The sequence below is a fragment of the Pseudomonas sp. CBZ-4 genome, from assembly GCF_000346755.1.
GTDB lineage: Bacteria > Pseudomonadota > Gammaproteobacteria > Pseudomonadales > Pseudomonadaceae > Aquipseudomonas.
Genome location: NZ_ANNV01000036.1, coordinates 1 through 23,839, shown reverse-complemented (window position 1 = coordinate 23,839; position 23,839 = coordinate 1). Strand labels below are relative to the sequence as shown.

Here is a 23,839-nt window from a genome sequence, read left to right as displayed (position 1 = left end):
CCCAGCCGGCACATCTTGGGCCGGTATCCCGCCATCGCAGGCAAGCCAGCTCCCACACAAGCCAGCTCCCACAGTCGATCCAGTTATTTACCGCCTGCGACGCTTACGGGCTGCCATTGGTTGGCCTTGACCTGGTACACGGTGAACGACGGCTTCTTCAAGTTACCTTGCGCATCAAACGCGATAGTCCCCGTCACACCCGCGTAGCTGATGGCACGCAGCACCGGCAGGTACTTCTGCGGGTCAACCGAGTCGGCCTTCTCGATAGCCGCGATGAGCACGCCAACGCCGTCATAGGCAAACGGCGCGTGCAGTTCGATGTTGGTCTTGTAGCGCTCTTTGTAAGCTTGCTCGAAGGCCTTGCCACCCGGCATCTGCGCTATCGCCAGGCCCGGTTCCAGGGCAATCACGCCCTCGCCTTCGTTCTGCGCCAACTCCAGGAAGGTCTGGCTGACAAAACCACCGGCGCCCATCAGCGGTGCCTTGATCCCCAGTTGCTTGATGCGCCGCGCCAGCGGTGCGGCCTGGGCGTCGACGCCGCCGAAGAAGATCAGGTCCGGGTTCTGGCTGCGGATGTTGGTGAGTACGGCGCTGAAGTCGATGGTCTTGTCGTCCACGTATTCACGACCGACGACTGTCGCGCCACCGGCTTCGATGGCTTTGACGAACTGGTCCGCCAGGCCCTGGCCGAACGCGGTGCGGTCGTCGATCACGGCGATGCGCTTGGCTTTCAGCGTGTTCAACGCGTAATCGCCGGCGACCTGACCGCCATCGTCGTCATGGCCCATGATGCGGAAACTGGTGTCGAAACCCTGCTGGGTGTAGGCGTGGCCGGTGGCAACCGGTGCGACCTGGGCAATCCCGGCGTCGTGGTAGACCCGCGCGGCCGGGATGCTGGTGCCGGTGTTCCAGTGGCCGACCACGCCGACCACCCCTTCATCCACCAGGCGCTGGGCCACGGTGACGGCGGTGCGCGGGTCGGACTGGTCGTCTTCGGAGACCAGCTTGAAGGTCACGGCCTCGCCGTTGATCTTCGGGTGCTTGGCGTTGGCCTGGTCGATGGCCAGTTTCGCGCCGTTTTCCAGGTCTTTGCCGATGCGTGCGGACGGGCCGGTCAGCGGGCCAGCCAGGCCGATCAGCACGGTCTGGTCGGCCTGGGCCATGGCGCTGGCGAGACTGCTCAGGGCCAGGCCGATCAATGCGGTGTTCTTCAAAATACTCATCAGTGGTTCCTGCTTCTTTTCGGGCGGGTCGGAACACGCCGGGCGTCCGGTAGCGTCATGGTTGGGTTATTCGCCGAGGTACGCGCTGCGCACCTCGGGGTGTTCAAGCAAATCTGCGGATCGGCCGCTGAGGCTGATGCGCCCGGTGTCCATCACATAGGCGCGGTCGGTGACTTGCAGCGCCAGCCGCGCGTTCTGTTCCACCAGCAACAGGGTCATGCCCTGGCGGCAGACGTCGTCGATCACCTGGAAAATCTTCTCCACCATGATCGGCGCCAGGCCCATGGACGGCTCATCGAGGATCAGCAAGCGCGGGCGCGACAACAACGCGCGGGCCAGGGCGAGCATCTGCTGCTCGCCACCCGACAGCAGGCCGGCGGATTGCTGCAGGCGTTCTTCCAGGCGGGGGAAGTGTTCGAACAACTGGCGCATTTCGCGCTGCACCTGCGCGTTGTCGCGGCGCAAAAATGCGCCGGCCTGCAGGTTTTCCAGCACGCTCATGCGCGCGAAAATCCCGCGGCCTTCGGGGACCATCGCGATGCCTTGGCGCAGCAGTGTGTCCGGCGCCTGGCCAAGGATGGAGTGCCCGGCAAAACGGATCTCGCCCTTGGCGGCAGGCAGCAAACCGGTGAGCGCCTTGAGGCTGGAGGTCTTGCCCGCGCCGTTGGCGCCGATCAGGGTGACGCGCTCGCCTTCATCGATATGCAGGTCGAGGGCTTTGACGGCTTCGATGGCGCCGTAGCGCACCTGCAAACCTTCGACGTTCAACAGTGCTTCAGACATGGGCGCTGGCTCCCAGATAGGCCTGGATCACGGCCGGGTGCTGGCGCACGTCGGCGGGCGGGCCGACGGCGATGACCTGGCCGTAATCCAGCACGCTGATGCGGTCGCACACGCCCATCACCAGCTTGACGTCGTGCTCGATCAACAACAGGGTGCGGCCGTCGTCGCGGATCTTTTCCAGCAGGCCGCGCAGTTGCACTTTCTCGCTGGCGTTCATGCCCGCCGCCGGTTCATCCAGGGCCAGCAAGCGTGGTTCGGTGGCCAGGGCGCGGGCGATTTCCAGGCGGCGTTGGTGGCCGTAGCTCAGGCTGTCGGCGCGGTAATTGGCGTAGCCGGCCAGGCCGACATACGCCAGCAGGCGATGGGCGTGGGCACGGGTTTGCGCCTCTTCTTCCCGGGCGCGGCGATGCTGACTCAAGGCCGCCCACAGGCCATTGCGAGTGCGCACATGGCGCCCGACCATGACGTTTTCCAGGGCGCTCATGGCATTGAACAGGCGGATATTCTGGAAGGTACGCGCGATCCCCGCCTCGGCAACCTGGTGCACGCTGGTGGGCTGATAGTCGCGGCCATCCAGCTGGAAGCGCCCGGAGTCCGGCGTGTACAAGCCGGTCATGACGTTGAAGAAAGTGGTCTTGCCCGCGCCATTCGGGCCGATCAGGCCGTAGATCTCGCCGGGCTGGATGCTCAGGCTCACGTCGCTCAGCGCCGCGACGCCGCCGAAGTGTTTGTTGACCTTGTCGATCTGCAACAGCGGTGCGTTCATCGTGCCACTCCTTTGGGCCACAATCCGGCGGGTCGGTAGAGCATCGCCAGGATCAGCGCCAGGCCGTAGAACAACTGGCGGATGATCTCCGGGTCCACCAGCACCTGGCCGAACAGCGCCTGCTGCAACGGCCCCATGCTGGCGCGCAAGGCTTCGGGCAGGGCCGCGAGCAATACGCAGCCGAGGATGACCCCGGGGATATGGCCCATGCCGCCCAGCACCACCATCGCCAGTACGGCGATGGATTCGTTCAAGGTGAAGGATTCCGGCGAGACAAAGCCCTGGAACGAGGCGAACAACGCGCCGCTCACGCCGCCGAACGCCGCGCCAATGGCAAACGCCAGCAGCTTGAGACGCACGGTGTTGATACCCATGGCCTGGGCCGCGTCTTCGTCTTCGCGGATCGCCACCCAGGCACGGCCGATGCGCGAACGCTCCAGGCGGATGCAGGCAAACAGTATCAACACCACCAGCGCCGCAAACAGGTAGTAATAGAGGTACACCGACGGCAGGCGCAGGCCGAACAGCTCTTGGGTGCGCCCCAGGTTGACGCCGAGCAGGCTGACCGGATCCACCTGGGCGATGCCTTTGGGGCCATTGGTGATATTCACCGGGCGGTCGAGGTTGCGCAGCAGGATGCGGATGATTTCGCCGAAACCCAGGGTGACGATGGCCAGGTAGTCGCCGCGCAAGCGCAGGGTCGGCGCGCCCAGCACCACGCCAAAACCCGCGGCAAGCAGCGCGCCCAGCGGCAGGATCAGCCAGATCGAGGTGTGCATGCCCGCCGGCAACAGCGCCGCCAGTGCGGGGAACTGTTGCAGCAAATGCGGCGACGAGAGCAACGCAGCCAGGTAGGCGCCCACCGCGTAGAACGCGATAAAGCCCATATCCAAAAGCCCGGCGTAGCCGACCACGATGTTCAGGCCGAGGGCGAGCATGATGTACAGCAAGGCAAAGTCGAGGGTGCGCACCCAGGTGTTGCCGCCGGCGTGGCCGACGATCCACGGCGCCAGCACCAGGGCCACGGCGAGCAGCAACAGGCCCAGGCTCGCGCGTTTGTTGGGGGTCAGGGACTTGATCATGCGCGGCTCGCCAAACGTTCGCCCAACAACCCGGAAGGCCGGAACACCAGCACCGCGATCAACACGATAAAGGCGAACACATCCTGGTAATTGCTGCCGAATACGCCGTTGGTGGCCGCACCGAGGTAACCGGTGCCGAGGGCTTCGATCAAACCCAGCAGCAGGCCGCCGAGCATGGCGCCCTTGAGGTTGCCGATGCCGCCCAGCACTGCAGCGGTGAAGGCCTTGATACCGGGCAGGAAGCCCATGTAGAAGTGCGCGCTGCCGTAGTTGCTGGCCATCATGATCCCGGCGAGTGCCGCCAGGGCGCCGCCGATGGCGAAGGTCATGACGATGATGCGGTTCGGGCTGATGCCCATCAGGCTGGCGACTTGCGGGTTCTCCGCCACCGCACGCATGGCCCGGCCGAAGCGCGTGCGCTCCACCAGCACCAGCAACGCGACCATCACCGACAAGGCGACGGCAATCGTGGTCAGCGCCGTGGCGTTGGTGATGGCCGGGTGTGCGGAGGCGCCGGCCAGCACTTCGATCGGCTCCAGCGGCAGCAGTTGCGGGAACATCTGCGGGTTGCGTGTCCACACCAGCATGGCGAGGGTTTGCAGCAGCAGCGACACGCCGATGCCACTGATCAACGGCGCCAGGCGCGGGGCGTGACGCAGGCGGCGGTAGGCCACGCGCTCGATCACCACCGCCAACACCGCACAAAAGGCCATGGCGACGAGGGTCGCACAGAGCAACACCAGCATCGGCGCAAGACCTGGAAAGGCGGCCTGCAACAGACGAATCACCGACAAACCCACCAGCGCGCCGATCATCAGCACATCGCCATGGGCGAAGTTAATGATGCGCAAGATGCCGTAGACCATGGTGTAACCCAGGGCCACCAGCGCGTAGAGACTGCCCGTCATCAAACCGTTGAGCAGTTGTTGGATAAACCCATCCATGAAAACCATCGACCTCAGTGCGTGCAAGGGCGGCACACTAAGCATCTATTCTGTTTTTATCAAATAACAGAAAGTCATATGGTTATATCAACCCTTAAACAGGCTATTTATGCCATGAATGCGGCACTTATGGCTCTTTATTCGGCGCAAGAGTTAGTATTTAATTCAATACATGAATAAATCAGAACAGTTTACCAATGACCCTCCCCTGCGTGCCGTGCGCACTTTCGAAGCCTTTGCGCGCCATGGCGGGGTGAATGCCGCCGCGCGTGAGCTGGAAGTTTCCGCCTCGGCCATCAGCCATCAACTGCACTTGCTGGAAGATTTCCTGCAGCAACCGCTGACCTTGCGCCAGGGCCGCAACCTGGTGCTCACCGATGAAGGCCGCGAGTACTACCGCGCGATTCGCTCGGCGTTTGCGGTGCTGCGCAGCGCCACCGAACATGTGCGCGAAAAAAGCGCCACGCGCCAGGTGACCATCAGCCTGATCCCACTGTTTGGCATCAACCTGTTTATTCCACGCCTGGCGCATTTCCTGAAGGATCACCCGGCGCTGGACATCAACGTGACCTACGCCAACCACCGAAGCTACCCCAGCGACGCAGCCGACCTGTCGATTCGCTTCGGCACCGGGCACTGGCCGGGCTATCACAGCGAACCGCTGATCTCCGGCGCGGTGACGCCCTACTGCAGCCGCGCCTTCCTGGCGCAGCACGGCCCCATCGACACGCCCGAGGCCTTGAGCCAGTTGCCACTGCTGCACGACGAAGAACGCGGCACCTGGGGCCAATGGTTCGAAGCCGCCGAGGTGGATGCCACCGCGCTGAATGGCTTGCTACTGGAAGACGGCCAACTGGCGCTCACTGCCACCCTCACCGGCTTGGGCTGCGCGTTACTCCGCGAACCGCTGGTGGCACCGCTGGTGGCCAGTGGCGAGTTGGTGAAGTTGTTTGAGCTGGAGGTGAATGATGGCCGCCAGTATTACCTGTGCCGCCGGGCCAACAGCGAGTTGTCCAGCGAGGGCAATGATTTGTACGACTGGATCAAGCGCAGCTTGATTGCAGCCTGAACCGTTGATTAATCCCCCACAAACCGGCGCTCGGCTGCTATTGTGCCGCGCTTTGAAAAACCGCCGAACCTGCGAGGAAATACCTGTTGAACACTGACGAAAAAATGACCGGGGACCTGTTCGAGGTGGATAAGCGCCTGTCACTCAAACCCGTGGTGGACTTCAACAGCTACCTGCGCACCGCCTTCGGCGACGGCCCGTGCACCTGCATCCGCTGCACCGCCAGTGGTGGCGATGAAACAGGCTACGCGTTCCAGCACACCTTTACCTTTGACGGTAAACCCGCCCAGCGCCGCTTTGCCACCACGGCGGGCAGTGATGTGTTGCAGGTGTTGAAGAAGGCGTGGTTGTCGTACACCAAGGCAGAATTGGCGTTGAGCGGTGTGCTGGGGTTGGATACGGTGAAGGAGTTTGTCGAGCCGCAATTGCACAAGCGAGTGCTGCCGCTGTTTTTGGCCAGTGGGTTGGTCAAGGAAGTGGAAGGCGAGTTACAGGTCCAACCTCAAGCGGCTTAATCCAGAGCACACCGCCAAACCAAATCTACGCGGGTTTGCCTGCGATGGCGTTGGGTCAGCTGCATCTGTGTTGACTGACATGCCGCCATCGCGGGCAAGCCCGCTCCCACAGGGGATTGGGTTCACAGGCCAGATCAGGTTTACACCGCTCAAAAATGTGGGAGCTGGCTTGCCTGCGATGGCGCTGGGTCAGCTGCATCTGTGTTGACTGACATGCCGCCATCGCGGGCAAGCCCGCTCCCACAGGGGATTGGGTTCACAGGCCAGATCAGGTTTGCACCGCTCAAAACTGTGGGAGCTGGCTTGCCTGCGATGGCGCTCCCTCAACTGTTCTGCCCACCATCCACATTCAACGTGGCACCGGTGATAAAAGCCGCATCCGCGCCCACGAGAAACGCCACCACCCCGGCGATTTCTTCCGGCTGCCCATAACGCCCAAGCGCAGTCATCTGTTTTACCAGCGGCGCCATATCGCTGGTATCCGGGTTCATGTCGGTGTTGATCGGCCCTGGCTGTACAGTGTTTACCGTGATCCCGCGCGGCCCCAAGTCTCGTGCCCAGGCACGACCGTAAGCCGCTACTGCGGCCTTGCTCGCCGCATAGTCACCAATCCCGGGAAACGGCGCACGACTAGCAAACATGGTGCCGATGGACACGATACGCCCCCCATCGGCCAACAACGGTACGGCAGCACGCACCGCTGCCACCACACCATTAATGTTGATCGCCTGTTGGCGATCCAGGGCGGCGATATCGGCCAGGGGGTCACCCACTAAGCCCATGGTGAAGACGCCAGCACTGTTGACCAGAATGTCCAGGCGCCCGAAGTGCGCATGCACGGTCTTGACCAGCGCCGCTACCGCCGCACCGTCAGCTTGATCCGCCGCCACGGCCAGCCCCTTGACCCCGTACGCCTTGATGCTGCGCAGCACCGACTGCGCACGCTCGGGGGACTGGGAGTAGCTGAACGCCACATCGGCACCTTCAGCCGCCAGGCGCTTGGCGATGGCAGCGCCGATGCCGCGTGAAGCGCCGGTGACCAATGCGACTTTACCGTTGAGAGACTGGGTCATGGGAATTCCTTGGAAGCTGTCGATTCGCGGGTTGCGAGGCGTAAATCAAGGTAATCTCAACCGTGCACGTGATAAACGGCGAAAACCTGTATCCCGTATCACTCAATTCGTGACAATCCGCGAGGCTCCATGGACTACTTCCAGGCCGTACAAGCCTTCCTGCGTATCGTCGAGACCGGCAGCTTTGTGAAGGCGGCGGCGCAGTTACAAGTGCACCCCAACGCCGTGACCAAAATGGTGCAGGCGCTGGAGGCCCATCTGCGGGTAAAACTGCTAAACCGTACCACCCGCACGGTGACGCTGACCCCGGAAGGCAGCGCCTACCATGCGCGCATGGGCCGGGTGCTGGATCAATGGCTGGAAGCCGAATCAGACCTGGTGCTATCGGGCAGTCGCCCCAGCGGCCGGGTCCGGGTCGACATGGGCACCACCATCGCCACACTGCTGGTGATCCCGGCCTTGCACGATTTCCACAGCCGTTACCCGGACATCCAGATAGACATCGGCGCCAGCGACCGCACCGCAGACCTGGCCAGCGAAAGTATCGACTGCGTGATTCGTGGTGGCCACCTGCCGGACTCGACGCTGATTGCGCGAGGCCTGGGCAGCCTGGACTTTGTCACCTGCGCCACGCCCGCGTACCTGGCGGCGCACGGGGCACTGCACCATCCCTCGCAGCTCGAAGAGGCGCACACGCTGGTGCGCTACTTCTTCCCGACTTCCGGCAAGCACAACACGCTGACGCTGATACGCGGGGCCGAACAGGTGACGGTGAAGGGACGCCACATCGTGGCGGTCAATGACAGCAATGCCTACCTTGCGGCAGGCCTTGCCGGGCTGGGCGTGATCCACACCTTGCGCTTCATGGTGCAGCCTTCTATCGAAGCGGGCGCCTTGGCACAGGTGCTGCCAGAGTGGTCTGCGGCACCCAACCCGTTGTCAGTGGTGTACATGCCCAACCGGCACCTGAGCGCGCGGGTGCGGGTGTTTGTCGATTGGCTGGTGGAAGTGTTTGCCGCACACCCTCATGTGCGGCAATGAACCGTGCGGTCAGTAGCCGACGCCGCGCACGCCACCGGAAGCCCGGATAGACTCCCCGGTGATCCAATGGGCGTCCTCGGAGGCGAGGAACACGGCGAGGGGCGCAATGTCTTGAGGCTCACCAAACCGCCCCAGCGGTGTCCCGGCAATCAGCGACTGGCCAAACTCACCGGCAAAGTTGCCCGCCGTAGCCGGCGTGTTGGTGTGGCCCGGCAAGATCGAGTTGACCCGGATACCCTTTGGCCCCAACTCACGCGCCAGGGCAAAGGTCAGCGTATCCACCTCCCCCTTGGTCGCCGAATAGACACTGGACGCCAGGTAGGGGTCGGTGCTGAGGATCGAACTGATATTGATGATGCTGCCACCCTGCCCCAGCAACTTGACGGCTTCCCGCGCCGCGAGCAGGTAGCCCAGCACGTTGAGGTTGAACTGCGTGTGAAAGGCTTCTTCGGTCAGGTCCTCAATCATTTGGAACACGGCGACCCCGGCGTTGTTGACGAGGATATCCAACCTGCCGAATTGCTCGCGGACCGTGTCGAACAGGCGCGTGACATCGGCGCCCGCACTCATGTCCGCCTGCACGCTGATGGCGCTGCCGCCCTGCGCCTGAATCTGGCGAACGACTGCGTCGGCATCGGTATGACTGGTGGCGTAATTGACCACCACCGTTGCGCCGGCTGCCGCCAAGCCTTTTGCGATGCCGGCGCCAATGCCTTTTGATGCGCCAGTGACCAGTGCAATTTTTCCGTCGAGTTTCATCAGTGCGTACTTCCAAAGGTTAGGTGATACCGCGAGTCCCCAGTATTCGGGCCGACCGCGCAAGGGTGGTTGCCGGTTCTTCTCCCATGCTTGCCTATTCTTCTCAGCTGCCTTGCTTTGCGGGGCGTCGTGGCTCAAGGTCGTCCCATGAACAACGACCTGAATGAACTGCGCCACCTCGTGATGCGCGCACAAAACCGGTGGACTGACACCGGCCTGCCCCGCGTCGCGATGGTGCGTGCCGAAGCCTGCGCAGATCAGGTGTACCCGCCGATGCTGCATCTGGTGCTGCAAGGCGCAAAGACGTTGTCGATTGGCGATCAGGTTTCGACCTACGGGCCGTCGAGCTATTTCGTGGTACCCGTGGACGTGCCGGCCACCGGGCAGGTTCATCCGTGCGCAGCGGATTCGCCCTACCTGGCGCTCAGCCTGACCCTGGAGCCTTCGGTGATTGCAGCATTGTTGGCCGACACCCTGAACACGCCCGAACGTCCGCGCCCCCAAAGGTTCGCGGCCGTGCAGGCGCAGCCGGAAATGCTCGATGCCTGGCTGCGGATGATGCGGCTGATGGACCGACCCAACGAAGCGGCCGTACTGGCGCCGATGATCGAGCGAGAGATTCTGTTTCGGGCTCTACAAGGCCCATTGCGCGAAACCCTGGTGGACATGGCGCGCCCCGATGGACGCCTGACGCAGATCCGCCGCGCCACCGAGTGGATTCGTCAGCACTACACCGAACCTTTTCGCGTGGAGCCGCTAGCGGCGATGACCGACATGAGCGTGGCAGCGTTCTATCGGCACTTCAAAGCCATCACCGCAATGACGCCGATCCAATACCAGAAGCGTTTGCGCCTGTTGCGGGCGCGCTGGTTGCTGTTGTTTGACACCCTGGATGCGGCGTCCATCGCCTTTACCGTGGGTTATGAAAGTGCCTCGCAGTTCAGCCGCGAATACGCGCGGCTGTTCGGCTTGCCGCCCGCGAAGGATGCAGCCCGGTTCAAAACCCCTACCTAAACCAGGCGCGACAGGGCAATCAGATGCCCGCAAGCACCGCCGGATCGCCCGAGCGCCAGACGTTATCCACGGTCACGCGCTGGATCAGCCATACGCCCTCCTCCCGCACCAACTCAACGTCATAACGGTTCTTCATCAAGTAATGCCGCGAAGGATCGCTTTGCGGTACGTGCTGCGCCTCCACCAACGCATCCAGTCGCGCGTTATCACCGTCGAGGGTGACCCGTGCGTTGCTCACCGAGTGCGTGGTATCGAGCTGGCCGAGCGCGGCGGACAGCGCGCCGACGATGCCGTCGCGCCCTTCCAGCACCGGGTATTCAAAACCAGCCTTGGCGGCGGCCGGTCGGAAGTCCGAGATGGCGGTGGCGGTGAATGCCGAGGCAAGCAGGGCCGAGTCCTTCAGGTCAATACCTGCCGCGAAGCGATGCAGGGTGTCGATCACCGCACTGTTTTCGGCGGCCGTTTGCAGATCAGTCATGGTGCAATTCCTGTGAGTTCAATAATCAGTGATTTGAGTGCCGTCGATGGTCAGGGCAAAGCCCACGCCAAATAGCTTCGCCGGGGTTTCAAAGCCGGGCCGGCGCTCGCCACCGAGTACTCGACGCGCCGCTTCCACGGCGGCCAGTGGGGTGTAGCTGTAGCCGTTGACGGTTTCGATCACCGACCGCGCAACCGTGCCGTCGATGCCCGTGACTTCGGCCACGGCGCGGGCACGGTGAGCGTCGCGCTGGGCTTGGGTGGGGCCGTCGGGCAGTAGCGACAGGTCGCCTTCGGGGAAGGCTTCGCCGGTGATGTGCACGAACATCGCGATGTTCGGGATGGCGCTGGAATGCCAGGCCGTAATCAGGTCGCCAAACGACAACGGTGCGCACAGCGCAGGGCCGTCGCCAAAGTCCAGGAGCTGCGATTGCGCGTCCGGGGTGGCAAGCAATTCGCCGTCAATGCGCGCCATCACCCCAGCGCCGATGATCTCGCCGACACTCAGCGCCGAGCCCCGGGACATCGCGCCCGGCACCTGCAAGGCGATTTTCAGCGACTGCGGCTGCGGCACGCGGCGGGCGACGTGCATCGCCAGGCAGTCAGTGGGCACCACGTCCCAGCCCACGCCGGGCAGCAGCATCACATCCGCCCCGGCGCCGAGCTGTTCGGCCAGGCGGTACACATTGATTTCAGCGGTGATGTCCAGGTAGTCGGTGCCGCTGGCCATGCAGGCGCGCATCAAGGGTTCGGCGGTGTGGGCGAACGGACCGGCGAAGTTGAGCAGCACGTCGATGCCCTGCAACTGGCTGGCGTCAGCCGCAAACACGCGATACGGCACGTCCAGCTCTGCAGCCAGGGATGCCAGGCGCTCGGCGTTGCGGCCAGCGATCACCAGGTTCAGGCCGAGCTGTTGGGCATGTTCGGCCGCCATGCGCCCGGTGTAGCCGGTGGCGCCGTAGATCATCAGGGTTTTCATGGGGTGTGCTGCCAATTTTTGTAGACGAATTCAAGGCTGTAGCCGTCCGGATCGAGGACGTTGGCCGCGTAGTAGTTGGGGTCGTAGTGCAAGCGCGCGCCGGGCGCGCCGTTGTCGGTGGCGCCGTTTTCCAGGGCGGCGGCGTAGGCTTTTTCCACCTCTATGCGGTTGTTGGCGACAAAGCCCACGTGCACCGCCCGCCCTTCGACCACGCCTTCGCGCAGCCAGAAGAACATGCGCCCGTTGGCGCCGAAGCCCTTCAGGTCCGGGTGGCCGGGAGGGCCGTCTTTGCCGTCGTAGTCGAGCCGTGCGGTGATACCCAGTGGCTGGAGGGTGGCTTCATAGAAGCGGATGGAGCGTTGAATGTCGCCTACCGAGATAAACAGATGATCGAGCATCGTGTGACCTCCTGATTCAGATGATGTAGCCGCCGGCGACTTCAAGGGTCTGGGCGTTGATCCAGCGCCCTTCTTCCGACAGCAGCATGGCAATTACCCGCGCGACGTCTTCCGGTTCTCCGACACGCCTGAGGGCGGTTTGCCCGGCCAGCAGGGCCTCGAATTCATCGTCCAAGCCGCCACCCAATTCGGTGCGAATAGCGCCGGGGGACACGGCATTGGCGCGAATCCGGCGCTCACCGAACTCCTTGGCCATGTAACGGGTAAGTACGTCGAGGCCGCCCTTGAAGGCGGCGTAAGGTGCCACGCCGGCCGTGGCGACGCGGGTGGTAGCGCTGGTGAGGTTGACGATGCTGGCGTGTTCTTCCAACAACGGCAGTAACGTCTGAGTCAGGAAGAACGGCCCTTTCAGGTGCACGTTGAACAGGCCGTCGAACTGCGCCTCGGTCACCGACTCCAGGGGGTTGAACAGGCCATAGCCAGCGTTGTTCACCAGGCCGCTCAAGGTGCTGACGCCCCAGGTGCTTTGCAGGGCTTGTGTCAGCGTTTCGCGGAAAGTGGCGAATGTGCTGACAGCGGCAACATCCAATGCCAGCGCTACGGCCTTGCCACCGGCGGCTTCGATCCGCTGCACCACCGCCTGCGCCGCAGCCGGGTTGCGGTTGTAGGTGAGAATCACGCCATGGCCTTGGCGAGCACACAGCTCGGCGGTACTGGCACCGATCCCGCGGCTGCCTCCGGTAATCACGATGACGCTCATGGCCTGCTCCACTGTTGAAAAGTTGAGTGAGCACAGTAGCCGTCGCCCTACCCCGCGACTCAGCCGTTCCTACTTCAATACTGCCTGTTTCTGCTTTTTGCTTGCGCGAGCGTCGTAGGAAGGAACAGCATGGCCGTCATGAATACTCAACTGATCGAACTGCGCGCCTTGGCCGCAAACGCCGAAAACCGCCGTACCGAGACCGGCATCCCGCGCGTGGCGATGGTCCAGGGGGCGATTCCCGAGCATATGCTCGCGGCGGTGTATGAGCCGATGATCAACCTGATCCTACAGGGCAGTAAGTGCATGACCGTCGGCGACCGCACCTTGCATTACGACCCGGCGACGTATTTTGTGATGTCTATCGAGTTGCCCGCCGTGGGGGTGGTGAACCCGGCGAGTACCGGCGAGCCTTACCTGGCGGTGAGCTTGACCCTGGACGCGACCGTGCTGACCACGTTGCTCAACGACCTGCCAGTGCCCAGCGGGCGTTGCGAGCAGGAAGCGGGGTTTTCGGTGGCGGCCGTCACGCCCGCGCTGATGGATGCGTGGGTACGCATGCTGCGACTGATGGGCGATCCCGTGGCGATTGCCGCCTTGGCGCCGGCTTATGAACGGGAAATCCTCTATCACGTATTGCAAGGCCCCCACGGCTGGATGTTGCGCGAGATTGCCGCACCGGATACGGCCATGGCGCGGGTCAGCCGGGCCATCCAGTGGATTCGCCGTGACTTTGCCGAACCGATTCGCGTTGACGCGCTGGCATCAATGGCAACCATGAGCGTTTCGGCGTTTCACCGGCACTTCAAGGCGGTGACCAACCTGAGCCCGTTGCAGTATCAGAAACGTGTGCGGCTGTTGCAGGCGCGCACCTTGATGGTGGCCAGTGCGAGCAGCGTGACCAGCGCGGCGTTTGAGGTGGGGTATGAGAGCGCGACCCAGTTCAGCCGGGATTATGCGCGGGTGTTTGGGTTGCCGCCGGCGCGGGATACGGCGCGGATTTTGGCGGCGAACAAAGTTCGTCAGTAAGCGCTGGACTATTGTGGGAGCTGGCTTGCCTGCGATCGCGGTGGGTCAGCTATGTATCCGTCACTGATAAACCGCGATCGCAGGCAAGCCAGCTCCCACATTTGATCGTTTTTGTTCTGAGGCTTGTATTTCAATCCGAAAAACAAAACGGCACCTGAGTGCCGTTTTGTTTTATCCAACTCGATTACTTACGCGCCGCCTCCCACTGCTTAAGCAGATCACCGTATGCCACGGTCTCGCCTTTCGGCTTTTCGTTCGCCAGTTTCGGCTTCGGCGCACCCGGCTGGTCGAACCAGTATTGGGCGTCACGTTCTTCGTTCATTTTCGGGCCGCATACCGGTTGCACCTTGGAGCGTTCCAGGCGCGTCATGATCGCGTCTTGCTCCTTGGCCAGGTTGTCCAGTGCCTGCTGCGGGGTTTTCTCGCCGCTGGCGGCGGCGGCGATGTTGCTCCACCACAGCTGTGCCAGGCGTGGGTAGTCCGGCACGTTGGTGCCGGTCGGTGACCACTCGGTGCGGGCCGGGCTGCGGTAGAACTCCACCAGGCCACCCAGTTTCGGCGCCATGTCGGTCATGGCCTGGGAGTTGATGTCGGACTCACGAATCGGCGTCAGGCCGACGATGGTTTTCTTCAGCGAGACGGTTTTCGAGGTCACGAACTGGGCGTAGAGCCACGCCGCGAGTTTCTGTTTCTCCGGGGTGGACTTGAGGAAGGTCCAGGAGCCTACATCCTGATAGCCCTTCTTCATGCCCTTTTCCCAGTACGGTCCGACAGGCGACGGCGCCATCCGCCATTTCGGCGTGCCGTCGGCATTCACCACCGGCAACCCCGGCTTGACCATGTCGGCGGTAAACGCGGTGTACCAGAAGATCTGCTGGGCGATATTGCCCTGGGACGGCACCGGGCCGGACTCGGAGAAGGTCATGCCCGCCGCTTCCGGTGGTGCATAGGCTTTCATCCAGTCGACGTATTTTTGCGTGGCGAACACCGCGGCCGGGCCGTTGGTGTCGCCGCCACGGGTAACGCTGGAGCCCACCGGATGGCAGTCCTCGACACGAATGCCCCACTCGTCCACCGGCAAGCCGTTGGGCAAGCCTTTGTCGCCGCCACCGGCCATGGAGAACCACGCGTCGGTGAAGCGCCAGCCGAGGGACGGGTCTTTCTTGCCGTAGTCCATGTGCCCGTAGACGCGTTTGCCGTCGATTTCCTTGACGTCTTCGCTGAAGAATTTGGCGATGTCTTCGTAGGCCGACCAGTTCACCGGCACACCGAGGTCATAGCCGTACTTTTCCTTGAACTTGGCTTTCAAGTCCGCGCGTTCGAACCAGTCGGCGCGGAACCAATAGAGGTTGGCGAATTGCTGGTCGGGCAGCTGGTAGATCTTGCCGTCGGGCGCCGTGGTGAAGGAGATGCCGATAAAGTCCTTGATATCCAGGGTTGGCGAGGTGTAGTCCTTGCCTTCATTGGCCATCAGGTCGGTGATGGATTCCGTCTTGCCATAGCGAAAGTGTGTACCGATCAAGTCGGAATCGTTGACCCAGCCGTCGTAGATGTTTTTGTCGGACTGCATCTGGGTTTGCAGTTTTTCCACCACGTCGCCTTCCTGCAGCAGGTCGTGGGTCAGCTTGATCCCGGTGATTTCGCTGAAGGCCTTGGCCAGCACCTTGGATTCGTACTCGTGGGTGGTGAGGGTTTCCGACACCACGTTGATCTTCATCCCACGGAACGGTTCTGACGCCTTGATAAACCATTTCAACTCTTCGAGCTGCTGCTCGGCCGTGAGCGTTGATGGCTTGAACTCGCTGCCGATCCATTTTTTTGCCGCATCTTCGTACGCATCAGCCCAGGCCGAGGCACTCAAACCGCTGAGGGCCAGTACGGCGGCCAATGAAATGCTATGTCGCAGCTTATTGTTTTTATCGAACATAGAGACCTCCTGGTTGTTTATTCATAAGGGCACTAGCCCCAACGCATCACGCTCAACAGCCACACCAGGGACAGCGCAGTCGCTGCCCAGATGCTCCAGCCGGTGACGCCGATTACCAGCAAATGCAGGTAGGCGCTGCCGAGAAGACCGATAAACAAACGATCACCACGGGTGGTGCTGATCGGCAAAAAACCGCGCCGGGGAATACTCGGCGAACGCAGTTCCCAGGTGGTCATGCCCGCCAAAATCAGCGCGATGCCGCCAAAGAACAGTGCGGTTGGGGTGGTCCAGGCCATCCATTCCATCATCGACTCCTCAGACCCGGCCGAGGGCAAAGCCCTTGGCCACGTGGTTGCGAACAAACCAGATCACCAGCATGCCCGGCAGGATGGTCAACACCCCCGCCGCTGCCAGCACGCCCCAATCGATCCCCGACGCCGAGACCGTGCGGGTCATCACCGCCGCGATGGGCTTGGCGTTGACCGAGGTCAGGGTGCGCGCCAACAGCAACTCGACCCAGGAAAACATAAAGCAGAAAAACGCGGTGACGCCGATGCCGGAGCCGATCAGCGGGATAAAAATCTTGACGAAAAACTTCGGAAACGAGTAGCCGTCGATGTAGGCGGTTTCGTCAATTTCCTTGGGCACGCCGGACATGAAGCCTTCCAGAATCCACACCGCCAACGGCACGTTGAACAGGCAATGGGCCAGGGCCACGGCGATGTGGGTATCGAACAAGCCGATGGACGAATACAGCTGGAAGAACGGCAGCAAAAACACCGCCGGCGGCGCCATGCGGTTGGTCAGCAGCCAGAAGAACAGGTGCTTGTCGCCCAGGAAACGGTAGCGCGAAAACGCGTAGGCCGCTGGCAGCGCCACGGTAAGAGAAATCACCGTGTTCAGGCTGACGTAGTACAGCGAGTTGAGGTAACCGGTGTACCAGCTCGGGTCGGTGAAGATAACCTTGTAGTTCGCCAGGGTGAAGTCCTGCGGAAACAGCGTCAGCCCGCCAAGGATTTCGGTGTTGCTCTTGAAGGACATGTTCAGCAGCCAGTAGATCGGCACCAGCAGGAACAGGATGTAGATCAGCAGCGGGATAACCTTGCGCTTACTCATGTTGGCGGCCTCAGCGATTGGCGTCGGAGTGGGTCATGGCGGTGTAGAACAGCCAGGACACCAACAGGATGATCAGGAAGTACACCAGGGAAAACGCGGCGGCCGGGCCCAGGTCGAATTGACCTACAGCCATTTGAGTAAGCGTCTGACTGAGAAAGGTAGTGGCGTTACCCGGCCCGCCGCCAGTCAGTACGAAGGGCTCGGTGTAGATCATGAAGCTGTCCATGAAGCGCAGCATCACCGCGATCAACAGCACGCTTTTCATCTTCGGCAACTGGATATGTCGGAACACCGCCCACGCCGATGCGCGATCGATCCGCGCCGCCTGGTAGTACACATCCGGGATGGCCCGTAGTCCCGAGTAACACAGCAGCGCCACCAATGACGTCCAATGCCACACGTCCATGACCAGCACGGTGACCCAGGCGTCCGCCGTGTTGGCCGCATAGTTGTAGCTGATGCCCAGGGCGTTGAGGCTGTAACCCAACAAACCGATGTCCGCACGGCCGAAGATCTGCCAGATCGTGCCCACCACGTTCCACGGAATCAGCAGCGGAATGGCGAGGATGATCAGCACCAGCGAAGACCAGCGGCCCTTGGTCGGCATGGTCAGGGCGATGGCGATGCCCAGGGGAATTTCGATCAGCAGTACACAGGCCGAATAGATGAACTGGCGCAGCAATGAGTCATGCAGGCGCGGGTCAAGCAGGACCTGCTTGTACCAGTCGGCACCGACGAAGTAGCGGCTGGACTGGTCGAAAATGTCCTGCACCGAGTAGTTGACCACCGTCATCATCGGGATCACGGCACTGAACGCCACCAGCAGAAATACCGGCAGCACCAGCCACCACGCCTTGTTGTTCTGCACCTTGTTCATGGCTGCACCTCCAGCAGGTAATCGTCGGCGTAGACCATCAGCCACTGCGCGGGAAAGCTGATGGAAGCCTTGCCCTGCGGCACCGGCTTGTCTTCGGCCAGGCGTACTTTCAACAGCGTACCGTCGAGGTTGAGGGTCATGATCTTGTAGGTGCCGAGATCCTCCAGATGCGTGATGTCGGCTTGCAGGGCGTCAGGGTTGTACTCGTCCCACACATGGATAAATTCCGGGCGGATGCCGACCTGCAATTTCTTATAGGACGTGTCGCTGATGCGCTGCGCAATCGCTGCAGACAACGGCAGATGAGTCCCGGCAAACCGTACCCCGCCCGCCTCGGCCTGCACCTCGATCAGATTCATCCCAGGGCTGCCGATGAAATAGCCGACAAACGTATGGCTGGGCCGCTCGAACAACTCGCGGGGCGTGCCGAACTGCACGATCTGCCCGCCGTACATCACCGCGATCTTGTCGGCGAAGGTGGAGGCTTCCAGTTGGTCATGGGTGACGTAGACCATGGTGATGTTGAACTGCTCGTGGATCTGCTTGAGTTTGCGCCGCAGTTTCCACTTGAGGTGCGGGTCGATCACTGTCAGCGGCTCATCGAAGAGGATCGCCGACACATCGTCACGCACCAGGCCACGGCCCATGGAGACTTTCTGTTTTTCGTCGGCGGTAAGGTTGCGGGCCTTCTTCGACAGCAGGTTTTGCAGGTCGAGGACTTCGGCAATTTCCTGCACCTTGCTGTGAATGTTCGCCTCCGCCATGCCTTGGTTGCGCAGCGGGAAAGCCAGGTTGTCGAACACCGTCATGGTGTCGTACACCACCGGGAACTGGAACACCTGGGCGATGTTGCGTTTTTCCGGGGTGAGGTCATTGACCACCTTGCTGTCGAACAGCACCTGGCCTTCAGACGGACTGAGCAGGCCGGAGATGATATTGAGCAAGGTCGATTTGCCACAGCCGGAGGGCCCGAGCAAGGCGTAGGCCCCGCCCTGCTCCCATACATGGTTCATTTCCCGAATCGCGTAGTCCTCAGGGCCACTGGGCGTAGGGCTGTAGCTGTGGGCCAGGTTCTGCAAATGGATCTCGGCCATCAGGCAACCCTCGCGACACGGCGCCCGGGGGCCTGGACCAGACGGCCCTGGCTATCGAACACAAACAGTTTATGGGTGGGGATATACACGCGGATCGGCGCGTCGACGTCGTACTCATGCACCCCCGGCAGATGCAGCACCAGTAGGAAATGTTCGCTGCGCACATGCAGGAAGGTTTCCGAACCGCTGATCTCGGCGACTTCCACGGTCACCGCCAGTTCCAGGTCGTCGTCGTTGCTCGGCACCAGACTGATATGGCTGGGGCGCACACCGAAGCGGAATTCCCCTTCGCCGATGGGGCGCAAATCGACGTTGAGCGGAAAGTGCACGAAATTGGCAAAACTCACTTCGTTGCCACTGATGCGCCCCGGCATCAGGTTGATCGGCGGCTCGGAAAACAACTCGGCGGCGAGCACACTCTGCGGCTGGTGATAGACCTCGGCGGCCCTGCCGCTCTGGATCACCCGGCCCTCGTGAAGGATGGTGGTGGTGCCACCCAGTGCCAGGGCTTCGTTGGGTTCGGTGGTGGCGTAGATGGCGATGGTGTGGCGCGCCTTGAACAGCTCGCGCATTTCCTGACGCAGTTCTTCACGCAGTTTGTAGTCCAGGTTCACCAGCGGCTCATCGAACAGGATCAGCTCGGCATCCTTGACCAGCGCGCGGGCCATGGCCGTGCGTTGCTGCTGGCCGCCGGACAGCTCCAGCGGATGACGCTGCAGGAACTTCTCGATGCGCAACATTCTGGCGGTTTCGAGCACTTTGCTCTGGATCAACTCGTTGGCCACACCGGCCTGGCGCAAGGGCGAGGCGATGTTTTCGAAAACGGTCATGGTCGGGTAGTTGATGAACTGCTGGTACACCATCGACACGTTGCGCAAGCGCACCGGTTTGTGGGTGACATCCACGCCATTCATCAGGATGCGGCCGCTGTCGGGCTTGTCCAGGCCGGCCATCAGGCGCATCAGGCTGGTCTTGCCGGACAGGGTGCGGCCGAGCAGGACGTTAAAGGAGCCGGGCTCGAAACGCAGGGTGGCGTCGTCGATCCAGGTTTGGCCTTCAACGACGCGGGAGACATGTTCCAGGGTCAATGACATGACACGACCTTTTTATTATTGGAATGAATCTGGCCATTCGTCAGAGCGAGTTTCGTGCCAAAACTGCAAGTGCTTGATGTGTGAGGAGTTGGCCTGAACGGCATGTTCAGGTGTGAACAATTGGGGTGAACAACTGAACAGTTCGGGGGTTGACAATGAACAGTTCTGAACAACACTCTCTTGGCCATCGACACAGGCAACATGTGGGAGCGGGCTTGCCCGCGATGACGGTGTATCAGCTTGCCTATTCAGTGACTGACCCACCGCTATCGCGGGCAAGCCCGCTCCCACATTGGAGCTGCGCAAGGCTGTATAAAAATAACAATAAAAGAAGGTCACCCCATGGCCGAACCCTTGGCTCACGACACCCTTATCCAGGAATCCTGGCGCCGTTGCCGCGCGTTTGGCCTGGACCATCAAAGCGCCCCCAGCTTCGACCAACTGCCCGCCGAAGGCATCAGCCAACTGCTGGAAAGCCAGCATTCGCTGGTGCAGACCACCCACCAGGAAGTGCTGCCCTACTACGAAAACATCCTGAGCAATTCCAACTGCCTGATCATGCTGGCCGACAACCAGGGCCAGGTGCTGACGTCATGGGGTACCCAGCGCTTCATCGAGCCAAAGCTGGCCCGCGGCTTCAACCCCGGCGCCAGCTGGCGCGAGTGCTCCAGCGGCACCAATGCCATCGGCACCGCGCTGGCCTGCGCCCAGGCCGTGCATATCGAGCATGACGAACACTTCCTCAAGGCCAACCGCTTCATGACCGGTTCGGCGGCGCCGATCTTCGATGCGCAGCGCGAGATCATTGCCGTGCTGGACGTGTCCAGCGACAGCTACCTGCCTCCCTCCCACACCCTGGGCATGGTCAAGATGATGAGCCAGACCGTGGAAAACCGGCTGATCCTCAACCTGTTTCGCGGCGAGCATTTCCAATTGACCTTCAACACCGGCCTGAACAACCTGGACAGCCAATGGGCCGGCCTGCTGATCTTTGACGACAGCGGCCAGGTGCTGTCGGCTAACCGCCGCGCGGACAACCTGCTGGGGATCAGCTTGTCGCGGGTGATGATCGACCGTTTGTTCAAGGTGTCGCTGCTGGAGCTGTTGAACCAGCCAGAGGGACTGCCGTTCTCGTTGCAGGCGGCGGGACGCAATCGGTTCCAGTGCCTGTTGAAACGGCCCAAGCAGATGCCGGTGCAGGCGCGAGTATTCACACAACCAACGCCGCCAAAGCCTACGTCGATTGGGCTGAAAACCTTGCACTTTGGCGACCAACGCGTGGAAAAAGCCGTGCGCCAGGCCGAACGCCTGCTGGAGAAGGACATCCCGCTGCTGATCCACGGCGAAACCGGGGTGGGCAAAGAGGTGTTCGTCAAAGCCCTGCACCAGGCCAGTTCCCGCAGCCAGCAGGCATTTATCGCGGTGAACTGTGCAGCGATTCCTGCGGAGCTGGTGGAATCGGAACTGTTCGGGTACGAAAAAGGCGCGTTCACCGGCGCCAATCAGAAAGGCAGCATTGGCCTGATCCGCAAGGCCGACAAGGGCACGCTGTTCCTCGATGAAATCGGCGACATGCCGCTGCCGACCCAGGCGCGTTTACTGCGGGTCTTGCAGGAACGCTGCGTGCAGCCTGTGGGCAGCAGCGAGTTGTTCCCGGTGGATCTGCGCATTATCTCTGCCACCAACCGCGCCCTGCGGGAGTGGGTGCAGGCCGGGCGGTTTCGTGAGGATTTGTACTACCGCATCGGTGGCCTGACCCTGGAGCTGCCGCCCTTGCGCGAACGCACCGACAAGCAGGCGTTGTTCCAGCAACTGTGGCAGCAGCACCGCGAGCCAACCCAATGGGCCGGGCTGAGCGCCGAGGTGCTGGCGCTGTTCGAGCAGCACCCGTGGCCGGGGAATTTGCGCCAGGTGAGCAGCGTGTTGCAGGTGGCGCTGGCGATGGCCGAGGAGCAGCCGATCCGTGCGGAGCATCTGCCAGATGATTTTTTTGTGGATTTGCACGTGCCGGCACCACTGCCAACCGGTGAATCGCTGGATGACAGCATCGACTTGAACCAGCGCTTGAAGGCGCTCGGCGGGAATATTTCCCACCTGGCGCGGGAACTGGGCGTCAGCCGCAACACCCTGTACAAGCGCCTGCGCCAGAACGAGCGCTAGCGCGGCTTGACCACCACCAGCAGGTCGGTGAAGTACTCCACCTGGATCGGCAGGTTGTCTGCCAGTGCCGCGAGGGCCGCCGCCGTGTCATCGAGCTTGAACACCCCGGACACCCGCAGGTTCTGCAGCGCCTGGGGATCAAAGCGCACCATGCCGTGGCGGTAGCTGGCCAGGGTTTGCAGGACGTCGCCGAGGGGCTGGTCGTTGACCTTGAGCAGGCCACGGGTCCAGGCGTCCGGGTCGGCGCTGCCGGTGGCTTGCGCGGGTTGGACGCGGCCATGATCAAGGATCGCACGCTGGCCGGCCGTGACCTTGACCTCATCGCTGCTATCACCTTTGACGGCCACGGTGGATTCAATCACTGTCACCACGGTCGTGCCGTCCGCCGCGCGCTTGACCAGATAACGGGTGCCCAGCGCGGTCGCCGTGCCTTGGTCGGTGTGCACCACGAACGGCCGTCGTGCATCCTTGGCCACCTCCACCCACAGCTCGCCTTGCAGCAGCTCAATCACCCGTTGCTGGCCGTCGAACTTCACGTCCACCGCCGAATTGCTGTTGAGCTGTAGCTGGCTGCCGTCTTCGAGGGCGATCTGGCGGCGTTCGCCGACGCCGGTGCGTTGGTCGGCCATCCACAGCGGCAGGTGTTGCAGGCCGAACCAACCGCAGAGCACCAGGCCGAGCACACCGACCGCCTGGGCGCCACGCGAGCGTTGCGGCGCGAACGCGCGGTTGAGGGCTCGGCGTGCAGGCTGGGCGGGCAACGTCTCCAGGCTGCCCCACAGGCCGCGCATGCGCTCGATGGCGACGGCATGCCGTGGGTCGGCGTCGCACCAGGTGTGGAAGGCTTGGCGGTCCTCTTCGGTGACGTCTTCGTCGTGCAGGCGGGTCAGCCAATTCGCTGCCTGCTGAATGATTTGTTCGGAACTCATCACAGCGGATCGGCTCCGTGCAGGCTGTGGTAGCAGTGCACCAGGGCGCTGGAGATGTAGTTTTTGACGGTGCTGGAGGACACCTCCAGGCGCGTGGCGATCTCGCTGTAGGTCAGCCCGTCGAGACGGCTCAACAGGAACGCCTCGCGGGCCTTGGCGGGCAAGCCGGCGAGTATCTCGGCGATACGCTCCAGGGCTTGCAGCGCCACATGGATCGCAGCCGGGTCGGGCATGCCGGCGTCTTCGCACTGGATCACCAGGGCTTCCATGTAGGCTTTTTCGATACGCCGGCGGCGTGCGCCATCGATCAGCAGGCGCCCGGCGGTGGTGGCGAGAAAGGCGCGGGGTTCCTTGATGTTGTGCGGCTCGGCGAGCAGCAGCACGCGGATGAACGCGTCGTGGGCCAGGTCGGCGGCGTGTTGCGAACAGCCCAGTTTTTTGCGCAGCCAGTTGTGCAACCAGCCGTGGTGCTCGCTGTACATAGCCGCAAGGGTCTGCTGACGGGTTGAATCGTTCAGCACGGCCGGAATGTCATGCATGCGCAAAAACTTCTCAAATGGGAAATATTACCAATTGCGCGAACAATGCCAGTAAAACGGAGTATGAGCAAGAACCGCTGGGCAGCGCCTGGCACTGTGGGATTGGGTTGCCACTTTGGATCAGATGCACACCGGCGAAAATGTGGCAGCTGGCTTGCCTGCGATGGCAGTGGGTCAGCTGCATATGTGTT

General features: G+C 62.2%; 25 protein-coding genes. 6 read left to right on the top strand and 19 right to left on the bottom strand.

The window, feature by feature from the left end; all coding sequences use genetic code 11:
* Nucleotides 1–83: 83 nt before the first annotated feature.
* The 5 genes from B348_RS0105250 to B348_RS0105230 form a co-directional block, all read right to left on the bottom strand.
* On the bottom strand, nucleotides 84–1,223 hold the full coding sequence (locus B348_RS0105250; protein ID WP_017735097.1) for a branched-chain amino acid ABC transporter substrate-binding protein: 1,140 nt from the start codon (nucleotides 1,221–1,223) through the stop codon (nucleotides 84–86).
* Nucleotides 1,224–1,289: 66 nt separating this feature from the next.
* Nucleotides 1,290–2,006 (bottom strand): ABC transporter ATP-binding protein, encoded by a 717-nt coding sequence (locus B348_RS0105245; RefSeq protein ID WP_017735096.1) that lies wholly within the window; start codon nucleotides 2,004–2,006, stop codon nucleotides 1,290–1,292.
* Nucleotides 1,999–2,772, bottom strand: coding sequence for an ABC transporter ATP-binding protein (locus B348_RS0105240; protein ID WP_017735095.1), 774 nt, complete (start codon nucleotides 2,770–2,772; stop codon nucleotides 1,999–2,001). The genes B348_RS0105245 and B348_RS0105240 overlap by 8 nt, the downstream gene beginning before the upstream one ends.
* Nucleotides 2,769–3,854 carry an ABC transporter ATP-binding protein gene (locus B348_RS0105235; protein WP_017735094.1) on the bottom strand — a complete coding sequence of 362 codons (1,086 nt, stop codon included), beginning with the start codon at nucleotides 3,852–3,854 and terminating at the stop codon, nucleotides 2,769–2,771. Before B348_RS0105235 ends, B348_RS0105240 begins: the two co-directional genes overlap by 4 nt.
* Entirely contained in the window at nucleotides 3,851–4,798 is a 948-nt protein-coding gene (locus B348_RS0105230; protein WP_026136577.1) for a branched-chain amino acid ABC transporter permease, read from the bottom strand. Before B348_RS0105230 ends, B348_RS0105235 begins: the two co-directional genes overlap by 4 nt.
* A 172-nt stretch (nucleotides 4,799–4,970) precedes the next feature.
* Here B348_RS0105230 and B348_RS0105225 point away from each other — a divergent pair, with 172 nt between their 5' ends.
* On the top strand, nucleotides 4,971–5,867 hold the full coding sequence (locus B348_RS0105225) for a LysR substrate-binding domain-containing protein (protein ID WP_017735092.1): 897 nt from the start codon (nucleotides 4,971–4,973) through the stop codon (nucleotides 5,865–5,867).
* 86 nt (nucleotides 5,868–5,953) lie between these two features.
* On the top strand, nucleotides 5,954–6,382 hold the full coding sequence (locus B348_RS0105220; RefSeq protein ID WP_017735091.1) for a hypothetical protein: 429 nt from the start codon (nucleotides 5,954–5,956) through the stop codon (nucleotides 6,380–6,382).
* A 323-nt stretch (nucleotides 6,383–6,705) separates the two neighbouring features.
* On the opposite strand, the gene B348_RS0105215 is transcribed toward B348_RS0105220, so the two are convergent.
* Nucleotides 6,706–7,455: an SDR family NAD(P)-dependent oxidoreductase gene (locus B348_RS0105215; protein ID WP_017735090.1), complete on the bottom strand. Its 750-nt coding sequence runs from the start codon at nucleotides 7,453–7,455 to the stop codon at nucleotides 6,706–6,708.
* A 129-nt stretch (nucleotides 7,456–7,584) separates the two neighbouring features.
* Here B348_RS0105215 and B348_RS0105210 point away from each other — a divergent pair, with 129 nt between their 5' ends.
* Nucleotides 7,585–8,496: a LysR family transcriptional regulator gene (locus tag B348_RS0105210; protein ID WP_017735089.1), complete on the top strand. Its 912-nt coding sequence runs from the start codon at nucleotides 7,585–7,587 to the stop codon at nucleotides 8,494–8,496.
* A gap of 9 nt (nucleotides 8,497–8,505) precedes the next feature.
* Here the strand turns inward: B348_RS0105210 and B348_RS0105205 are convergent, their stop codons facing one another.
* Nucleotides 8,506–9,255, bottom strand: coding sequence for a glucose 1-dehydrogenase (locus B348_RS0105205; RefSeq protein WP_017735088.1), 750 nt, complete (start codon nucleotides 9,253–9,255; stop codon nucleotides 8,506–8,508).
* Between the two features lie 147 nt (nucleotides 9,256–9,402).
* Between B348_RS0105205 and B348_RS0105200 the strand changes: the two genes are divergently transcribed.
* Nucleotides 9,403–10,269 carry an AraC family transcriptional regulator gene (locus B348_RS0105200; RefSeq protein WP_017735087.1) on the top strand — a complete coding sequence of 289 codons (867 nt, stop codon included), beginning with the start codon at nucleotides 9,403–9,405 and terminating at the stop codon, nucleotides 10,267–10,269.
* Nucleotides 10,270–10,288: 19 nt separating this feature from the next.
* On the opposite strand, the gene B348_RS0105195 is transcribed toward B348_RS0105200, so the two are convergent.
* Genes B348_RS0105195 through B348_RS0105180 form a run of 4 tightly spaced genes read right to left on the bottom strand, consistent with a single transcriptional unit; the run spans nucleotide 10,289 to nucleotide 12,883 of the window.
* Entirely contained in the window at nucleotides 10,289–10,747 is a 459-nt protein-coding gene (locus B348_RS0105195) for a nuclear transport factor 2 family protein (RefSeq protein ID WP_017735086.1), read from the bottom strand.
* An 18-nt stretch (nucleotides 10,748–10,765) separates the two neighbouring features.
* A complete protein-coding gene (locus tag B348_RS0105190) occupies nucleotides 10,766–11,725 on the bottom strand; it encodes a trans-acting enoyl reductase family protein (RefSeq protein ID WP_017735085.1) in 960 nt (319 codons plus the stop codon).
* Nucleotides 11,722–12,123, bottom strand: coding sequence for a VOC family protein (locus B348_RS0105185; RefSeq protein WP_017735084.1), 402 nt, complete (start codon nucleotides 12,121–12,123; stop codon nucleotides 11,722–11,724). The genes B348_RS0105190 and B348_RS0105185 overlap by 4 nt, the downstream gene beginning before the upstream one ends.
* Before the next feature lie 16 nt (nucleotides 12,124–12,139).
* On the bottom strand, nucleotides 12,140–12,883 hold the full coding sequence (locus B348_RS0105180) for an SDR family NAD(P)-dependent oxidoreductase (protein WP_017735083.1): 744 nt from the start codon (nucleotides 12,881–12,883) through the stop codon (nucleotides 12,140–12,142).
* A 129-nt stretch (nucleotides 12,884–13,012) separates the two neighbouring features.
* On the opposite strand from B348_RS0105180, the gene B348_RS0105175 reads away from it, so the two are divergent.
* Nucleotides 13,013–13,912, top strand: a complete 900-nt coding sequence (locus tag B348_RS0105175; protein ID WP_017735082.1) for an AraC family transcriptional regulator N-terminal domain-containing protein — start codon at nucleotides 13,013–13,015, stop codon at nucleotides 13,910–13,912.
* A 184-nt stretch (nucleotides 13,913–14,096) separates the two neighbouring features.
* Here the strand turns inward: B348_RS0105175 and B348_RS0105170 are convergent, their stop codons facing one another.
* The 6 genes from B348_RS0105170 to B348_RS0105145 are packed head-to-tail and all read right to left on the bottom strand — an operon-like array spanning nucleotide 14,097 to nucleotide 20,020.
* Entirely contained in the window at nucleotides 14,097–15,839 is a 1,743-nt protein-coding gene (locus tag B348_RS0105170) for an ABC transporter substrate-binding protein (RefSeq protein ID WP_017735081.1), read from the bottom strand.
* Nucleotides 15,840–15,871: 32 nt separating this feature from the next.
* On the bottom strand, nucleotides 15,872–16,144 hold the full coding sequence (locus B348_RS0105165) for a DUF2160 domain-containing protein (protein ID WP_017735080.1): 273 nt from the start codon (nucleotides 16,142–16,144) through the stop codon (nucleotides 15,872–15,874).
* A gap of 10 nt (nucleotides 16,145–16,154) precedes the next feature.
* Nucleotides 16,155–16,955 (bottom strand): carbohydrate ABC transporter permease, encoded by an 801-nt coding sequence (locus B348_RS0105160; protein ID WP_017735079.1) that lies wholly within the window; start codon nucleotides 16,953–16,955, stop codon nucleotides 16,155–16,157.
* Between the two features lie 10 nt (nucleotides 16,956–16,965).
* Nucleotides 16,966–17,832 carry a carbohydrate ABC transporter permease gene (locus B348_RS0105155; protein WP_017735078.1) on the bottom strand — a complete coding sequence of 289 codons (867 nt, stop codon included), beginning with the start codon at nucleotides 17,830–17,832 and terminating at the stop codon, nucleotides 16,966–16,968.
* On the bottom strand, nucleotides 17,829–18,926 hold the full coding sequence (locus tag B348_RS0105150) for an ABC transporter ATP-binding protein (protein WP_017735077.1): 1,098 nt from the start codon (nucleotides 18,924–18,926) through the stop codon (nucleotides 17,829–17,831). Before B348_RS0105150 ends, B348_RS0105155 begins: the two co-directional genes overlap by 4 nt.
* A complete protein-coding gene (locus B348_RS0105145; protein WP_017735076.1) occupies nucleotides 18,926–20,020 on the bottom strand; it encodes an ABC transporter ATP-binding protein in 1,095 nt (364 codons plus the stop codon). The genes B348_RS0105150 and B348_RS0105145 overlap by 1 nt, the downstream gene beginning before the upstream one ends.
* A gap of 342 nt (nucleotides 20,021–20,362) precedes the next feature.
* On the opposite strand from B348_RS0105145, the gene B348_RS0105140 reads away from it, so the two are divergent.
* Nucleotides 20,363–22,180 carry a sigma-54-dependent Fis family transcriptional regulator gene (locus tag B348_RS0105140; RefSeq protein WP_017735075.1) on the top strand — a complete coding sequence of 606 codons (1,818 nt, stop codon included), beginning with the start codon at nucleotides 20,363–20,365 and terminating at the stop codon, nucleotides 22,178–22,180.
* On the opposite strand, the gene B348_RS0105135 is transcribed toward B348_RS0105140, so the two are convergent.
* Together B348_RS0105135 and B348_RS0105130 are read right to left on the bottom strand one after the other, a co-directional pair.
* The gene (locus B348_RS0105135; protein ID WP_017735074.1) at nucleotides 22,177–23,109 is read right to left on the bottom strand and encodes a FecR family protein; all 933 of its coding nucleotides are present in this window, start codon (nucleotides 23,107–23,109) and stop codon (nucleotides 22,177–22,179) included. The two genes, B348_RS0105140 and B348_RS0105135, sit on opposite strands and share 4 nt — an antisense overlap.
* Nucleotides 23,109–23,648: a sigma-70 family RNA polymerase sigma factor gene (locus B348_RS0105130; protein WP_017735073.1), complete on the bottom strand. Its 540-nt coding sequence runs from the start codon at nucleotides 23,646–23,648 to the stop codon at nucleotides 23,109–23,111. The genes B348_RS0105135 and B348_RS0105130 overlap by 1 nt, the downstream gene beginning before the upstream one ends.
* Nucleotides 23,649–23,839: the final 191 nt, after the last annotated feature.

Excerpts from the sequence above, each read along its gene's own strand:
- B348_RS0105250 (WP_017735097.1), bottom strand. The coding sequence starts at position 1,223 with ATGAGTATTTTGAAGAACACCGCATTGATCGGCCTGGCCCTGAGCAGT.
- B348_RS0105245 (WP_017735096.1), bottom strand. The coding sequence starts at position 2,006 with ATGTCTGAAGCACTGTTGAACGTCGAAGGTTTGCAGGTGCGCTACGGC.
- B348_RS0105240 (WP_017735095.1), bottom strand. The coding sequence starts at position 2,772 with ATGAACGCACCGCTGTTGCAGATCGACAAGGTCAACAAACACTTCGGC.
- B348_RS0105235 (WP_017735094.1), bottom strand. The coding sequence starts at position 3,854 with ATGATCAAGTCCCTGACCCCCAACAAACGCGCGAGCCTGGGCCTGTTG.
- B348_RS0105230 (WP_026136577.1), bottom strand. The coding sequence starts at position 4,798 with ATGGATGGGTTTATCCAACAACTGCTCAACGGTTTGATGACGGGCAGT.
- B348_RS0105225 (WP_017735092.1), top strand. The coding sequence starts at position 4,971 with ATGAATAAATCAGAACAGTTTACCAATGACCCTCCCCTGCGTGCCGTG.
- B348_RS0105215 (WP_017735090.1), bottom strand. The coding sequence starts at position 7,455 with ATGACCCAGTCTCTCAACGGTAAAGTCGCATTGGTCACCGGCGCTTCA.
- B348_RS0105210 (WP_017735089.1), top strand. The coding sequence starts at position 7,585 with ATGGACTACTTCCAGGCCGTACAAGCCTTCCTGCGTATCGTCGAGACC.
- B348_RS0105205 (WP_017735088.1), bottom strand. The coding sequence starts at position 9,255 with ATGAAACTCGACGGAAAAATTGCACTGGTCACTGGCGCATCAAAAGGC.
- B348_RS0105200 (WP_017735087.1), top strand. The coding sequence starts at position 9,403 with ATGAACAACGACCTGAATGAACTGCGCCACCTCGTGATGCGCGCACAA.
- B348_RS0105195 (WP_017735086.1), bottom strand. The coding sequence starts at position 10,747 with ATGACTGATCTGCAAACGGCCGCCGAAAACAGTGCGGTGATCGACACC.
- B348_RS0105190 (WP_017735085.1), bottom strand. The coding sequence starts at position 11,725 with ATGAAAACCCTGATGATCTACGGCGCCACCGGCTACACCGGGCGCATG.
- B348_RS0105185 (WP_017735084.1), bottom strand. The coding sequence starts at position 12,123 with ATGCTCGATCATCTGTTTATCTCGGTAGGCGACATTCAACGCTCCATC.
- B348_RS0105180 (WP_017735083.1), bottom strand. The coding sequence starts at position 12,883 with ATGAGCGTCATCGTGATTACCGGAGGCAGCCGCGGGATCGGTGCCAGT.
- B348_RS0105175 (WP_017735082.1), top strand. The coding sequence starts at position 13,013 with ATGGCCGTCATGAATACTCAACTGATCGAACTGCGCGCCTTGGCCGCA.
- B348_RS0105170 (WP_017735081.1), bottom strand. The coding sequence starts at position 15,839 with ATGTTCGATAAAAACAATAAGCTGCGACATAGCATTTCATTGGCCGCC.
- B348_RS0105165 (WP_017735080.1), bottom strand. The coding sequence starts at position 16,144 with ATGGAATGGATGGCCTGGACCACCCCAACCGCACTGTTCTTTGGCGGC.
- B348_RS0105160 (WP_017735079.1), bottom strand. The coding sequence starts at position 16,955 with ATGAGTAAGCGCAAGGTTATCCCGCTGCTGATCTACATCCTGTTCCTG.
- B348_RS0105155 (WP_017735078.1), bottom strand. The coding sequence starts at position 17,832 with ATGAACAAGGTGCAGAACAACAAGGCGTGGTGGCTGGTGCTGCCGGTA.
- B348_RS0105150 (WP_017735077.1), bottom strand. The coding sequence starts at position 18,926 with ATGGCCGAGATCCATTTGCAGAACCTGGCCCACAGCTACAGCCCTACG.
- B348_RS0105145 (WP_017735076.1), bottom strand. The coding sequence starts at position 20,020 with ATGTCATTGACCCTGGAACATGTCTCCCGCGTCGTTGAAGGCCAAACC.
- B348_RS0105140 (WP_017735075.1), top strand. The coding sequence starts at position 20,363 with ATGGCCGAACCCTTGGCTCACGACACCCTTATCCAGGAATCCTGGCGC.
- B348_RS0105135 (WP_017735074.1), bottom strand. The coding sequence starts at position 23,109 with ATGAGTTCCGAACAAATCATTCAGCAGGCAGCGAATTGGCTGACCCGC.
- B348_RS0105130 (WP_017735073.1), bottom strand. The coding sequence starts at position 23,648 with ATGCATGACATTCCGGCCGTGCTGAACGATTCAACCCGTCAGCAGACC.